General features: G+C 71.2%; 9 protein-coding genes. 5 read left to right on the forward strand and 4 right to left on the reverse strand.

The features are described 5' to 3' along the window. The first annotated feature begins 67 nt into the window (after window positions 1–67). Complete coding sequence (locus MUU72_RS12065; protein WP_248013181.1) at window positions 68–1,699, forward strand: VWA domain-containing protein; 1,632 nt, start codon at window positions 68–70, stop codon at window positions 1,697–1,699. Window positions 1,700–2,029: 330 nt separating this feature from the next. Continuing rightward, window positions 2,030–3,745: a methionine--tRNA ligase gene (gene metG / locus MUU72_RS12070; RefSeq protein WP_248013182.1), complete on the forward strand. Its 1,716-nt coding sequence runs from the start codon at window positions 2,030–2,032 to the stop codon at window positions 3,743–3,745. 131 nt (window positions 3,746–3,876) lie between these two features. On the opposite strand, the gene aspS is transcribed toward metG, so the two are convergent. Next, window positions 3,877–5,664: an aspartate--tRNA ligase gene (gene aspS, locus MUU72_RS12075; RefSeq protein WP_248013183.1), complete on the reverse strand. Its 1,788-nt coding sequence runs from the start codon at window positions 5,662–5,664 to the stop codon at window positions 3,877–3,879. Between the two features lie 266 nt (window positions 5,665–5,930). Between aspS and MUU72_RS12080 the strand changes: the two genes are divergently transcribed. Continuing rightward, a complete protein-coding gene (locus MUU72_RS12080) occupies window positions 5,931–8,111 on the forward strand; it encodes an ATP-binding SpoIIE family protein phosphatase (protein WP_248013184.1) in 2,181 nt (726 codons plus the stop codon). On the opposite strand, the gene MUU72_RS12085 is transcribed toward MUU72_RS12080, so the two are convergent. The 3 genes from MUU72_RS12085 to MUU72_RS12095 form a co-directional block, all read right to left on the reverse strand. Beyond that, entirely contained in the window at window positions 8,033–9,187 is a 1,155-nt protein-coding gene (locus tag MUU72_RS12085) for an AI-2E family transporter (protein ID WP_248013185.1), read from the reverse strand. The genes MUU72_RS12080 and MUU72_RS12085 overlap by 79 nt on opposite strands. Window positions 9,188–9,347: 160 nt before the next feature. Next, window positions 9,348–10,301: a pirin family protein gene (locus MUU72_RS12090; protein WP_248013186.1), complete on the reverse strand. Its 954-nt coding sequence runs from the start codon at window positions 10,299–10,301 to the stop codon at window positions 9,348–9,350. A 188-nt stretch (window positions 10,302–10,489) separates the two neighbouring features. Next, window positions 10,490–10,960 carry an SseB family protein gene (locus MUU72_RS12095; protein ID WP_016571781.1) on the reverse strand — a complete coding sequence of 157 codons (471 nt, stop codon included), beginning with the start codon at window positions 10,958–10,960 and terminating at the stop codon, window positions 10,490–10,492. Between the two features lie 189 nt (window positions 10,961–11,149). Here MUU72_RS12095 and MUU72_RS12100 point away from each other — a divergent pair, with 189 nt between their 5' ends. Together MUU72_RS12100 and MUU72_RS12105 are read left to right on the forward strand one after the other, a co-directional pair. After that, window positions 11,150–12,976 (forward strand): acyl-CoA dehydrogenase, encoded by a 1,827-nt coding sequence (locus MUU72_RS12100; RefSeq protein WP_248013187.1) that lies wholly within the window; start codon window positions 11,150–11,152, stop codon window positions 12,974–12,976. A gap of 305 nt (window positions 12,977–13,281) precedes the next feature. Next, entirely contained in the window at window positions 13,282–14,577 is a 1,296-nt protein-coding gene (locus MUU72_RS12105) for a M18 family aminopeptidase (protein WP_248013188.1), read from the forward strand. Window position 14,578: the final 1 nt, after the last annotated feature.

The following is a 14,578-nucleotide window of genomic DNA, read 5'->3' on the forward strand; positions in this document are numbered from 1 at the left end:
TGGTCAGGGACATGTCCGCGCTTCACGGACATTCGCCGCACCCACCACACGCAAGAGAGGTCAGCCGATGGGCATTCGGAGTCTGCTGCGCAACGCTTTCGGTCGCTCCAAGGCGGCCCGCGACGAATCCGGCGCGGCACGGACCAGCGCCGACCAGCCGGAATCGGCAACGATCCCGGAAGCGCGCGAGGAATCCGCCCCGGCCGCGGCCACCGCGCCCCCCGAGGCCGAGGTCCCGGCCGCCCGTACGGCGCCCACCGAGTCCGCGGAGCCCGCGGAGCCGGCTCCCGCGCCCCCGGTGACGGCCTCTCTCCCCGCCCAGAGCAGCCCGGTTGAGCCCGCACCGGAGCCCGCGGCGCGTCCGGAGGAGTCCGCGGTGGCGGAGGCTCCGCTACGGAACGAGCCGTCCGCCGCGGCCCCGGCCGACACCGCGCCCGAGCCGGTGACGGCCCCCGAGCCGAAGGAGCCGGCGGCCGCCGAGAGCCGGTCCGAGGACGCCGGGAAGGACGCGCAGCCGGACCGGGCCGCCGCGGTCGAGGCCCAGCCGCTCGCGGAAGAGCCGGCCTCCCAGGCCGTCACCGCACCCGAGCCCGCTCCCGCGGTCACGCCCGAGGACGAGCCGAAGCAGGCCCCCGAGGCCCCTACCGAGGCCGCCCCCACCCAGACCCCCGCTCCGGCCGCCACCGACAGTGCCGCCGAGAGTGCCACCGACAGTGCCGCCGACCTCGTCAGCCGGGCGTTCGACCACCCGGCCCCCGCCGCCGCCCCGGCCGCGTCCGAGGAGAGCACGGAAAGCACCGAGCCGAAGGCGGAGGCCCAGCCGGAGAAGGCGGAGGAGACCGGGGCCCCCGCCGCCGCGGAATCCGCACCGGCCGCCGACACGGCGAAGCCGGAGACCGCCGAGCCCGAGGGCGCCGAGCCCGAGGAGCCCGCCGCGCAGGAAGCCGCCGCAGCCGCCACCGCGGCTCCCGCCCCGGCCGCGGGCACTCCGAATCCGGTGGCGGCGACCGCCCCCGGCCTGCTCCCCCTCTACGACGCGGCGCGCGCCACGCTGGAGAAGCACCACCTCACCACCCAGCGCGCCACTGTCTACCTGGTCCTCGACCGCTCCGGGTCGATGCGCACCTACTACAAGGACGGCACGGTCCAGCACCTCGCCGAGCAGGCGCTGGCCCTCTCCGCGCACTTCGACGAGAACGCCACCGTCCCGGTCGTCTTCTTCTCCACCGACGTGGACGGCACCGCGGATCTCGACCTCACCCACTACGAGGGCCGCATCGAGGAGCTGCACTCCGGCCTCGGCCACATGGGCCGCACCAACTACCACTGGGCGATCGAGGCCGTCGTCGCGCACTACAAGAAGTCCGGCTCCACCGGCCCGGCCTTCGTCATCTTCCAGACCGACGGCGCGCCGACGTCCAAGCCCGCCGCCGAGCGGGCACTGTGCGAGGCGGCCGGGCTCCCCGTCTTCTGGCAGTTCATCGGCTTCGGCGACCCCGAGGCCAAGGGGTTCGACTTCCTCCGCAAGCTGGACGACCTGACCGTTCCGGAGAAGCGCGTCGTCGACAACGCGGGCTTCTTCCACGCCGGCCGCGACCCGCGCAGCCTTTCCCACGAGGAGTTCTTCCAGCAGCTGATGGTCGAGTTCCCCGAGTGGCTCGCCGAGGCCCGCGCCGCCAAGGTCCTCAAGGACAGCTGAGCCGCCCCACCCGCGCTCCCGGACCGAGGCCGGACCCGATCGGGTCCGGCCTCGGCCGTTCCCGGCACCGCTTCACGGGAAGCCCGGGGGTGTTTCACGTGAAACATGGCGCGTTTCACGGCGAACGCGGGGGCGGGGCCGGGCGCCGGGTGCGTGATGATGGGACAGGCGGCCGCCATGTTTCACGTGAAACGGCCGCGGACCGGGCCGCCGCTCGCACGCCTTCGGGCCCGGAAATGCACGCGCGGGGACCCGTACCCCGTCCAGTACGATATTGACGTTGCGTAAAGCAAATCATCACTCACCGTAGCGACTTGGGAGCAGCCGGCAATGGCTCGACACCTCATCACCAGCGCCCTTCCGTATATCAACGGGATCAAGCACCTGGGCAACATGGTGGGGTCCATGCTCCCGGCCGATGTGTACGCCCGGTACCTCCGGCAGCGCGGTCACGACGTCCTCTACATCTGCGCGACCGACGAGCACGGCACCCCCGCCGAGCTGGCGGCAAAGGACGCGGGGCAGTCCGTCGACGCGTTCTGCGCGGAGCAGCACGACAAGCAGAAGGCGATCTACGACGGCTTCGGGCTGCGCTTCGACCACTTCGGCCGGAGCTCGTCGCCGGAGAACGTCGAGCTGACCCAGCACTTCGCCCGCAAGCTGCACGAGAACGGCTTCATCGAGGAGCGGGCGGTCCGCCAGGTCTACTCGAACGCCGACGGCCGCTTCCTGCCCGACCGCTACATCGTCGGCACCTGCCCGCACTGCGGCTACGACAAGGCGCGCGGCGACCAGTGCGAGAACTGCACCCGGGTCCTGGACCCGACGGACCTGATCGACGCCCGCTCGGCGATCAGCGGCAGCGGTGACCTGGAGGTGCGCGAGACCAAGCACCTCTTCCTGCTCCAGGCGAAGCTCCAGCACGAGGTCGAGGGCTGGCTGGAGGGCAACGGCAGCAAGGAGTGGCCGACCCTGGCGTCGTCCATCGCGCACAAGTGGCTGACCGAGGGGCTCCAGGACCGGGCGATCACCCGCGACCTGGACTGGGGTGTGCCGGTGCCGGCCGATGTCTGGCCGGAGCTGGCCGCCGAGGGCAAGGTCTTCTACGTCTGGTTCGACGCCCCGATCGAGTACATCGCCTCGACGAAGGAGTGGGCGGACCAGGCGCCGGAGGAGCGCGACTGGAAGTCGTGGTGGTACGAGGCCGATGACGTCCGCTACACGGAATTCATGGCCAAGGACAATGTGCCGTTCCACAGCGTGATGTTCCCGGCCACCCAGCTGGGGACCCGCGAGCCGTGGAAGAAGGTCGACTTCCTCAAGGCGTTCAACTGGCTCAACTACTACGGCGGCAAGTTCTCCACGTCGCAGCGGCGCGGCATCTTCACCGACGCCGCGCTGGAGCTGCTGCCGGCCGACTACTGGCGCTACTTCCTGATGGCGAACGCCCCGGAGTCGGACGACACGTCCTTCACCTGGGAGCTGTTCTCCTCCTCGGTGAACAAGGACCTGGCCGACACCCTCGGCAACTTCGTCAACCGCGTCCTGTCGTTCTCACGGAAGCGGTTCGGCGACGAGGTGCCGGCCGGCGCCGAGGCCGGCGCCGCCGAGCAGAAGCTGGGCGAGGAGATCGCCCGGCTGCTCGCGGAGTACGAGGGCCACATGGAGGCGCTCCAGTTCCGGAAGGCGGCGGCCTCGCTGCGGGCGCTGTGGAGCGCGGGCAACTCCTACCTGGAGGAGAAGGCCCCGTGGCTGGAGATCAAGACGGACAAGGACGCCGCCGCGCTCACCCTGCGCACCGCGATGAACCTCATCCACCTCTACGCGGTGGTCTCCGAGCCGTTCATCCCGGCGTCCGCGCAGGCGATGCGGGGCGCGTTCGCGCTGGCGAGCGACACCGCCACCTGGGTCACGCAGGAGGAGGCCACGGCGCTGGCGTCCGTGCCCGCCGGGACGCCGTTCACCGTGCCGCCGGTGCTCTTCGCGAAGATCACCGAGGATGACCTGGTGGCGTACCGCGAGCGGTTCGGCGGCGAAGAGGGCTGAGCGCCCGGCGCCCTGCCGAGGACGCCCCCGGACCGAGCCGGTCCGGGGGCGTTCGCGTGCGGTGGCACTCCGGGCGCCCACGCGCGAGGGCCCGGCACCGCCGCTGCGGTACCGGGCCCCGGGCGCCGTGCCTACTTGGTCGGCTTGTACGGCGTCGGCTTGGCCGGGCCGGTGCGGATGCTCAGGTGGAGCTCCTTCAGGCGGGCCTCGTCGACCTCGGACGGGGCGCCCATCAGGAGGTCCTGGGCGTTGCCGTTGAGCGGGAAGGCGATGGTCTCGCGGATGTTCGGCTCGTCGGCCAGCAGCATCACGATGCGGTCGACGCCGGGGGCGATGCCACCGTGCGGCGGGGCGCCGAACTTGAAGGCGCGGAGCATGCCGCCGAACTCCGACTCCACGGTCTCCTTGTCGTAACCGGCGATCGCGAACGCCTTGTACATGACGTCCGGCTCGTGGTTGCGGATGGCGCCGGAGGACAGCTCGGTGCCGTTGCAGACGATGTCGTACTGCCAGGCGAGGATGTCCAGCGGGTCCTTGGTCTCCAGCGCCTCCAGGCCGCCCTGCGGCATGGAGAACGGGTTGTGGGAAAACTCGATCTTGCCCGTGTCGGCGTCGCGCTCGAACATCGGGAAGTCGACGATCCAGCAGAAGCGGAACTCGTTCTCCACGAAGTGGCCGGCGCGCTTGGCGGCCTCGACGCGGACCGCGCCCATGATCTTGGAGACCTCGTCGAACTCACCGGCGCCGAAGAAGACGGCGTGGCCGGGCTTGAGGTCCAGGGCCGCGACCAGCGCCTTGACGTCGTCGTCGGTGAGGAACTTGGCGATCGGGCCGCTGAGCGCGTGGCCTTCGCCGACGCGGATCCAGGCCAGGCCCTTGGCGCCCTGCGCGACGGCGAACTCGCCGAGCTGGTCGAAGAACTTCCGCGGCTGGTCGGCGGTGCCCGGTACGGCCAGGGCCCGGACGTGCTTGCCGGCGAACGCCTTGAACCCGGAGGCGGCGAAGACGTCCGAGACGTCCACCAGCTCCAGCTCGGCGCGCAGGTCCGGCTTGTCGGAGCCGTACTTGAGCATCGCCTCGCGGAACGGGATGCGCGGGAAGGGCGAGGTGACCGTGCGGCCGTCGCCGAACTCGGTGAACAGCTCCGTCATCAGCTTCTCGACGGGCTGGAAGACGTCCTCCTGCTCGACGAAGCTCATCTCGATGTCGAGCTGATAGAACTCGCCCGGCGAGCGGTCGGCGCGGGCGTCCTCGTCGCGGAAGCAGGGGGCGATCTGGAAGTAGCGGTCGAAGCCGGCGATCATCAGCAGCTGCTTGAACTGCTGCGGCGCCTGCGGCAGCGCGTAGAACCTGCCGGCGTGCAGACGGGACGGGACCAGGAAGTCGCGGGCGCCCTCGGGGGAGGTCGCGGACAGGATCGGGGTCGCCATCTCGTTGAAGCCGAGCGCCACCATCTTGTGGCGGATCGCGGAGATCACGGCGGTGCGCAGCATGATGTTGCGGTGCATCCGCTCGCGGCGCAGGTCGAGGAAGCGGTATTCGAGGCGCTTCTCCTCGTTGACCCCGTCCTCGGCGTTGATCGTGAAGGGGATCTGCTCGGCCGCGCCGAGCACCTCGACCTCGGTGACCTCGATCTCGATCTCACCGGTCGGCAGGTCGGGGTTGACGTTCTCGGCGCCGCGGGCGCTGACCTTGCCGTCGATCCGGACGACGGTCTCCTTCGTCAGCGAACCGAGGACCTCGTTCGCCGGGGTGCCGGGGCGGGCGACGAGCTGCACGAGACCGTAGTGGTCGCGGAGATCGATGAAGAGGATGCCGCCCAGGTCACGTCGATTGTGCAGCCAGCCGCTGAGACGGACGTCGGTGTCGACGTCCGCGGCTCGGAGCTCGCCGCAGTTGTGGGACCGGTACCGATGCATCGCTCATCCAAGTCGTCGCGAGTCGAGGTGGGGAGCTGACGGGCGGCAGGACAGATGCGGGGCTCGCCCGATCGATCGCCTTGGGGACCACCCGAAAGACCACCCCAGGAATGGCATAACCGCTCCAGGTTACCGCCCGGCCCCGGGGTCCTGGTTGACATATCCCCCTCACGGTCCCCCGCGGGTGAGGGCGCGGCCCCCGGCTGCGACGATGGTCCCGCCCGGCTCACCGGCCGGGTCACGCCAAATCCACCTAAAGTGATGCAATGCGCACCAAGGACCTCCTGGCCGCCCTCGCGACCGGCCTGTGGCGCTGGGACAACGCATCCGGGCGGGTGAGCCTCGACGCCGAGGCGGCCCGGCTGCTGGGGCTTCCCGCCGAGCCGGCCGTTCTCACCGAGGCCGCCGTGCGCTCCCGTTTCCACCCCGTCGACTTCGCCGAGATCAACGGGATCATCCAGCTCGCGCTCGCCGAGGAGACGCTCGCCGAGGCCCGGCTGCGCATCGTCGACGAGCGCGGGCGGGTGCTGCGGCTGGTCCGCTCCCGCTCCCGCCCCCGGCTGGTCGACGGCGGTTTCGAGCTGGTGGGCATCCTCCAGGAGGTCCCCGAGCCGCAGCCCGGCACCTCGGCGGCGCACACCACGGTCACCGGCGACTGGCGCCGGTCGCGGGAGGCGTTCCTGCTGGACGCCGGGCGGGCGCTGGCCGAGGCGCGGTCCACGGCCGAGGTGCTGCGGGTCGCGGCCGGCCTCTCCATGCCCGGTTTCATGCCGGACGGCCTGGCGGTCTTCGGCATCGAGGGCGACCGGCTCTCGGTGATCGGCCACCACGGCCACCGCCCCGGTGACGAGCGGCCGTTCACCGAACTCACCCTGGCGACCGACTACCCGGCCGCCGAGGTGGTGCGCACCGGCCGGGCCATCTACCTGCCCTCCCCGGAGGAGTACCGGCGCCGCTACCCCGCCGCCTGGCCGCTGGCCGCCCGCTTCCGCCGCACGTCGTGGGCGTTCCTCCCGCTGGTCAACGCGGGCCGGACGATCGGCGCCTGGATGGCCGGCTTCGCCCACCCGGTGGCCTTCACCCCGGACGAGCGGGCGGTGCTGACCACCGTCGCCCGGATGCTGGCCCAGGCGCTGGCCAGGGCGGGGGTGCAGGAGTCGCAGCACGAACTGGCCGTCGGGCTCCAGCGCAGCATGATGCCGACGGTGCAGCCGGACATCCCCGGGATGGCGGTCGCGGCCCGCTACGTGCCGACCGGCGGCGGTCTGGAGGTCGGCGGCGACTGGTACGACATGATCTCGCTGCCGTCCGGCCGGATCGCCCTGGTGATCGGGGACGTCCAGGGCCATGACGTACGGGCCGCGGGGCTGATGGGGCAGCTGCGGATCGCGCTGCGCGCCTACGCCGCCGAGGGCCACCACCCGGACGCGGTGCTCTCCCGCGCCTCCCGCTTCCTCGCCGGGATCAACGAGACCGAGTTCCGTGGCCACGGCGAGGACCAGCGCTTCGCGACCTGCCTGTACGTGGAGGTGGATCCGGCGACCGGGCTGCTGGACGTGGCCCGGGCCGGCCACCCCGACCCGGCGATCCGGATGGCCGACGGCACGGTCCTGCGCCGGCCCACCGCGGGAGGTCTGCCGCTGGGCATCGACCCCGACTCCGACTACCCCACGACCCGGATCGTCCTGGAGCCGGGCGAGACCATGCTGGTGTGCACCGACGGGCTGATCGAGACCGGCGGGCACGATCTGGAAACCGGCTGGGAGCGGTTGCGCGAGCTGTTCGAGCGGCACGGCGCACAGCCGGAGGAGGGGGACGGCGAGAGTCTGGAGCGGCTGGCCGACTCCCTGGTCCAGGCGGTGCACGGCCCCTCGTCCCACCACACCACCGGTCCGCTGGCGGACCGCCGCGAGGACGACATCGCCCTGCTGCTGCTCTCCCGTGAGGGCGGCAGCTGCGGGCTCGGCTCGGGGGACCGGCTGCGGCGGCTGCCGGGGCGGCGCACCGTGTTCTCCGTGGCCCAGGCGGAGCCGGAGCGGATCGCGGCGGCCCGCCGCCAGGTACGCGATGTGCTGCACGACTGGGCCGACCCGGACCAGGTCGACTCCGCCGAGCTGCTGGTCTCCGAGATCGTCACCAATGTGCTGACGCACACCGACGGGGACGCGCTGCTGGTGGCGGAGGTCGCCGGTGAGCGGGGGTCCCGGCGGCTGCGGGTGGAGGTCGCGGACGGCAGCGACGAACTCCCGCACCGGCGCAGTCCGGGCGAACTCGCGTCCTCCGGGCGCGGGCTGGTGCTGCTGGAACTGCTGGCCGGGGCCTGGGGCGTGGACCCGCGCGGGGACGGCAAGTCGACGTGGTTCGAGCTCTACGAGGACGCCGGGGCGGTGGGGGAGTCCTCCGGTCCGGAGCCGCCGGACGCGTCCGTGCCCGGGCCCGCCGCGTAGTGCTTGCGCAGCTCGTGCAGGACGCCGGAGACGGCCGCGGTCAGCGGGACGGACAGCAGCATGCCGAGGATCCCGGCGACACTGGCCCCGGCGGTGATCGCCAGCATCACGACCGCCGGGTGCATCTGCACCGTACGGCTCTGGATCATCGGCTGGAGCACATGGCCCTCCAGTACCTGGACGGCGACGACCACACCGAGCGCCCAGAGCGCGATCACGACGCCGCGGTCCGCGAACGCCACCAGGATCGCCACCGCGCCGGAGATGAAGGCCCCGAGGTAGGGGATGTAGGCGCCGACGAAGACCAGGGCGCCCAGGCCGAAGGCGCCCGGCACCTTCAGGACCAGCAGCCCGACGGTGATGCAGAGGGCGTCGATCAGCGCGATGAAGGTGGTGCCGCGCATGAAGCCCTCGATGGACTGGAAGCCGCGCCGGGCCATCCGTTCCAGCTGCGGCGCGGAATTGCGGGGCGCCCAGTCGTGCAGCGCGCGGACCGCCTTGTCCGAGTCGCGCAGGAAGAAGAACGTCAGCAGCAGCGCCAGCACCGCTGCGGCGATGAACTGGCCGACGATGCTCACCCCGGCCAGCAGCCCGGAGGCCGCGGTGCTGCCGAACTTGCTGACCAGCGTCTTGGCGTTGGTGGCGAGATCGCTGAGCGAGTTTCCGGCCATGCCGACGTGCTTGGAGAGGTCCGCCGCCGCGTCCTTGAGCGAGGCGATGATCTGGTCGCCGGTCTCGACCAGCGCGCTGACCACGATGTACCCGGCGCCGCCGACCACGATCACCAGCACCGCACAGGTCAGGCCGGCCGCCAGCGACCGGTTCAGGCGCATCGCCACCAGCCGCCGGTACAGCGGCCCGAGCAGCGCGCTACCCAGCAGCGCCAGCAGGACGGGCGTGACCGCCGCGCTCAGTTCGACGCAGAGCCATCCGCCGACGGCCAGCACCGCCGCGACCAGCAGAGCGGCCGCGCACCAGGCGGCGGCACGACGGGCCTCGATCGGGAGCAGCGGCGGGGAGTGCGGCGGCCGGCCGGGCTCGGCACCGCTCCGGTTGTGATCCGAGTCGTTTCGCACCCCGACAGTCCACCACGGCCCGCCGGCCGCCGACGTCCATGGGGCGGGGTCGCCACGGTTCCCGGCACGGCGCGTACGGCGGTGTTTCACGTGAAACATGCGTGCGGGGGCGGTGTTTCACGTGAAACACCGCCCCCGCGGACCCGCTGACGCCGGCCGCTCACACCTCGTCGGCGGGGATCGTGCCCAGCCGCCCGGCCTGGAAGTCCTCGAAGGCCTGGGCCAGTTCGGCGTGGGTGTTCATGACGAACGGGCCGTAGTGCCTCATCGGCTCGCGGATCGGCAGCCCGCCCAGCAGCACCACCTCGAAGTTCGGGCTGCGGGACTCCTGGCTCTCGTCGGCGCGGATCGTGAGCGCGTCGCCCGCCCCGAAGACGACCGTCTGCCCCATGTGGAACGGGCGGCCCTCCGCACCGGCGGTGCCCCGGCCGGACAGGGCGTAGGCGAGCGCGTTGAAGTCCGCCCGCCAGGGGAGCGTCACCTCGGCGCCCGGGTTCACCGTCAGGTGCATCATCGTGATCGGGGTGTGGGTGACGCCCGGCCCGCGGTGGCCGTCGAGGTCGCCCGCGATCAGCCGCAGCAGCGCACCGCCGTCGCTGGAGGTCAGCAGCTTGACCTGGCCGCCGCCGATGTCCTGGTAGCGCGGCGCCATCATCTTGTCGCTCTTGGGGAGGTTCACCCACAGCTGGAGGCCGTGGAAGAGGCCGCCCGACATCACGAGCGACTCCGGCGGCGCCTCGATGTGCAGCAGGCCGGAGCCCGCGGTCATCCACTGGGTGTCCCCGTCATTGATGACCCCGCCGCCCCCGTGGGAGTCGCGGTGCACGAACGTGCCGTCGAGCAGGTAGGTGACGGTCTCGAAGCCCCGGTGCGGGTGCCACGGCGTGCCCTTGGGCTCGCCGGGCGCGTACTCCACCTCGCCCATCTGGTCCATCATGATGAACGGGTCGAGGTGGGCGTAGGCGATGCCGGCGAAGGCGCGGCGCACCGGGAAGCCCTCGCCCTCGAAACCGGTCGGTGCGGTGCTGACGGCCAGCGCGGGCCGGGTGCGCGCCCCGGCGGGTGCGGCGACCCTCGGCAGGGTCAGCGGGTTCTCCACGGTCACAGCGGGCATGACGGCCTCCTCGGTCGTTCGCTTTTCAATAAGTTAGTTGAAAGCTGAACAACTCGCAAGGTGTGCGCTATTCCGTTGGCGAGTACGGTGATGTTTCCGCAGGCCAGAGAGGCGCGGAAGCAGATGGTGGGGCGCAGGGCGAGCCAGGAGGCCGGTCAGCCCGCCAGCCGGCCGCGCGGCGAGAACGGCTAGCCGTACATCCGGCGCATCGCGAAGTCGACCATCTGCTCCACGGCCTTGGCGTCGAAGACCATCCGGTGGTCGCCCTCCATGTCGAGGACGAAGCCGTAGCCGGTGGGCAGCAGGTCGAGCACCTCGGCGCCGGTGATCACGAAGTACTTGGACTCCTTGCCCGCGTACCGGCGCAGCTCCTTGAGCGAGGTGAACATCGGGATCACCGGCTGCTGGGTGTTGTGCAGCGCCAGGAAGCCGGGGTTGTCACCGCGCGGGCAGTAGACCTTGGACGTCGAGAAGATGCCCTGGAAGTCCTCGGCCGACATCGACCCGGTGGTGAAGGCGCGCACCGCGTCGGCCAGCGACGGCGGGGACGGCTCCGGATACAGCGGCTGCTCGCCATAGCCCCCGGGGGCCGGTTGCTGCGGCGGGGGCGGCGCTCCGTACTGCTGCCCGGCACCCGCGTTCTGGTCGTAGCCGTACATGCGGCACAGCGTACTGATTCGGGGCGGAGGCGGGGGACGCTCGTCACAGATCGGCCGTAAGGGGTTGCTTCTTATTACCGGTGGGTAGCATCATCGTAGCTACTTGCTGGTATTGCGTATCGAGGTCCCTTCCTCGCATCGAGGTCTTCCTCGCACGAGGCCCTCCCGAACCCTTACGGAGCCGTACCCATGGGGCACTACAAGTCGAATCTCCGCGACATCGAGTTCAACCTCTTCGAGGTGTTCGGCCGCGACAGCGTGTACGGCACCGGGCCGTTCGCGGAGATGGACGTCGACACCGCCAAGAGCGTGCTCTCCGAGATCGCCCGCCTGTCGGAGAACGAGCTGGCCGACTCCTTCGCCGACGCGGACCGCAACCCTCCGGTCTTCGACCCGGACACCAACACCGCGCCGGTCCCGGACACCTTCAAGAAGAGCTACCAGGCGTACATGGACGCCGAGTGGTGGCGGCTGGGCATCCCGGAGGAGATCGGCGGCACCACCTCGCCGCGCTCGCTCCTGTGGGCCTTCGCCGAGACGATCCTGGGCGCCAACCCCGCCGTGTGGATGTACGCCTCCGGTCCCGCCTTCGCCGGCGTCCTCTTCGAGGAGGGCACCGACCAGCAGAAGCACATCGCCAAGATCGCGGTGGAGAAGGGCTGGGGCTCCACCATGGTGCTGACCGAGCCCGACGCCGGCTCGGACGTCGGCGCCGGCCGCACCAAGGCGATCCAGCAGGAGGACGGCTCCTGGCACATCGAGGGGGTGAAGCGCTTCATCACCTCCGGTGAGCACGACATGTCGGAGAACATCCTCCACTACGTCCTCGCCCGCCCCGAGGGCCACGGCCCGGGCACCAAGGGCCTGTCGCTCTTCCTCGTGCCGAAGTACGAGTTCGACTTCGAGACCGGTGAGCTGGGCGAGCGCAACGGCGTCTACGCCACCAACGTCGAGCACAAGATGGGCCTGAAGGCGTCCAACACCTGCGAGATGACCTTCGGCGACCGCCACCCCGCCAGGGGCTGGCTGATCGGCGAGAAGCACGACGGCATCCGCCAGATGTTCCGGATCATCGAGTTCGCGCGGATGATGGTCGGCACCAAGGCGATAGCCACCCTCTCGACCGGCTACCTCAACGCCCTGGAGTACGCCAAGGAGCGCGTGCAGGGCCCCGACCTGGCGGCCTTCACCGACAAGAGCGCCCCCCGCGTGACGATCACCCACCACCCCGACGTCCGCCGCTCGCTGATGACGCAGAAGGCGTACGCCGAGGGCATGCGCGCCCTGGTGCTCTACACCGCCACCGTCCAGGACGAGATCATCGTCAAGGAGGCCGCGGGCGAGGACGCCTCCGCCGAGCACGCGCTGAACGACCTGCTGCTGCCGATCGTCAAGGGCTACGGCTCGGAGCGGTCCTACGAGCAGCTGGCCCAGTCGCTCCAGACCTTCGGCGGCTCCGGCTACCTCCAGGAGTACCCGATCGAGCAGTACATCCGGGACTCCAAGATCGACACGCTCTACGAGGGCACCACCGCCATCCAGGGCCAGGACTTCTTCTTCCGGAAGATCGTCCGCAACCAGGGCGCCGCGCTGACCCGGCTCTCCGAGACGATCAAGTCGTTCCTGGCCGACGCCGAGGGCGGCGCGGAGCTGGAGCAGGCCCGCGGCGAGCTGGCCAAGGCCGCCGGCGACCTGGAGGCGATCGTCGGCGCCATGCTGACCGACCTCGCCGCCACCGAGAAGGACGTCACGTCCATCTACAAGGTCGGCCTGAACACCACCCGCCTGCTGATGGCTTCCGGTGACGTCGTCGTCGGCTACCTCCTCCTCAAGGGCGCCGCGGTGGCGGCCGGAAAGCTGGAGGGCGCGTCGTCCAAGGACAAGCCGTTCTACCAGGGCAAGATCGCGGCCGCGAAGTTCTTCGCGCACAACGTCCTGCCGGGTGTCGCGGTGCAGCGGCAGCTCGCCGAGTCCATCGACCAGTCCCTGATGGAGCTGGACGAGGCCGCGTTCTAAGGACCGCGCCGGAAGCCGCCGGTCCGGGAGCTGTTCCCGGACCGTCACCGGCTTCTCAGAAAGCTCTCAGAATCACTGAGGAGACTGTGGGGGCCCGCCTCTCTTCCCCCGGCGAGGCGGGCTCCTCCCTTTCCGCACCGGACGGTGCGGGCGGGCCCCCTGGTACGGCTGCGGCCGGCCGGGACGAACAGCGCGGCGTTCTGGCCGCACCACCGCTCCGGAATGCGGAAATCGTGGCCGGAAGGCAATGGAGTCGCGCCCCGGGGGCGCACGGCAGAACGGAGTTGGCTCCTTATGCTGAATCCATGACCAACTCCGCCCGCTTCGACCGCGGCCACACCGACGACCTGATGTCCTTCCTCGCCGCCAGCCCCTCGCCCTACCACGCGGTGGCGAACGCGGCGGAGCGGCTGGAGAAGGCCGGCTTCCGGCAGGTGGCGGAGACCGACGAGTGGGACGGCCGGAGCGGTGGCCGGTACGTCCTCCGCGGCGGGGCGATCATCGCCTGGTACGTCCCGGAAGGGGCGGGCCCCGCGACCCCGTTCCACATCATCGGGGCGCACACCGACTCCCCCAACCTCCGCGTCAAACCGATCCCGGACACCGGTACCCGCGGCTGGCGGCAGATCGCCGTCGAGATCTACGGCGGCACGCTGCTCAACACCTGGCTCGACCGCGACCTCGGGCTCAGCGGCCGGATCACGCTCGCCGACGGCAGCAGCCGGCTGGTCCACGTGGACCGGGCGCTGCTGCGGGTGCCGCAGCTGGCCGTGCACCTGGACCGCTCGGTGAACTCCGAGGGCCTCAAGCTCGACAAGCAGCGCCACATGACGCCGATCTGGGGCCTGGGCGAGGTCGCCGAGGGCGATCTGATGGCGTTCGTGGCCGAGGAGGCCGGGGTCCCGGCCGAGGACATCAAGGGCTGGGACCTGATGGTCCACAGCGTGGAGCCGCCCGCCTACCTCGGGCGCGACCGGGAGCTGGTCGCCGGTCCGCGGATGGACAACCTGCTGTCCGTGCACGCCGGTACGGCGGCGCTGGCTGCGGCGGCCACCTCGGGCGCGCCGCTGACCGCCATCCCGGTGCTGGCCGCCTTCGACCACGAGGAGAACGGCAGCCAGTCCGACACCGGTGCGGACGGCCCGCTGCTCGGCACGGTGCTGGAGCGTTCGGTCTTCGCCCGCGGCGGGACGTACGAGGACCGGGCGCGGGCCTTCGCGGGCACCGTCTGCCTGTCCTCGGACACCGGCCACGCGGTGCACCCCAACTACAGTGACCGGCACGAGCCGGGGCACCACCCGATGCCCAACGGCGGGCCGATCCTGAAGGTGAACGTCAACCAGCGGTACGCGACCGACGGCACGGGGCGGGCGGTGTTCGCCGCCGCCTGCGAGCGGGCCGGGGTGCCGTGGCAGTCCTTCGTGTCCCACAACTCCATGCCGTGCGGCACCACCATCGGCCCGATCACCGCCGCCCGGCACGGCATCCGGACGGTGGACATCGGTGTCGCGATCCTGTCCATGCACTCGGCCCGCGAACTGTGCGGCGCCGAGGACCCCTATCTGCTCGCGCACGCGCTGACAGCCTTCCTGGAGAGCTGAG

The sequence above is a fragment of the Streptomyces rhizoryzae genome, assembly GCF_023155275.1.
GTDB classification, from domain to species: domain Bacteria; phylum Actinomycetota; class Actinomycetes; order Streptomycetales; family Streptomycetaceae; genus Streptomyces; species Streptomyces rhizoryzae.

Coding starts and splice junctions, on each gene's coding strand:
- MUU72_RS12065 (WP_248013181.1), top strand. CDS start 68: ATGGGCATTCGGAGTCTGCTGCGCAACGCTTTCGGTCGCTCCAAGGCG.
- metG (WP_248013182.1), top strand. CDS start 2,030: ATGGCTCGACACCTCATCACCAGCGCCCTTCCGTATATCAACGGGATC.
- aspS (WP_248013183.1), bottom strand. CDS start 5,664: ATGCATCGGTACCGGTCCCACAACTGCGGCGAGCTCCGAGCCGCGGAC.
- MUU72_RS12080 (WP_248013184.1), top strand. CDS start 5,931: ATGCGCACCAAGGACCTCCTGGCCGCCCTCGCGACCGGCCTGTGGCGC.
- MUU72_RS12090 (WP_248013186.1), bottom strand. CDS start 10,301: ATGCCCGCTGTGACCGTGGAGAACCCGCTGACCCTGCCGAGGGTCGCC.
- MUU72_RS12095 (WP_016571781.1), bottom strand. CDS start 10,960: ATGTACGGCTACGACCAGAACGCGGGTGCCGGGCAGCAGTACGGAGCG.
- MUU72_RS12100 (WP_248013187.1), top strand. CDS start 11,150: ATGGGGCACTACAAGTCGAATCTCCGCGACATCGAGTTCAACCTCTTC.
- MUU72_RS12105 (WP_248013188.1), top strand. CDS start 13,282: ATGACCAACTCCGCCCGCTTCGACCGCGGCCACACCGACGACCTGATG.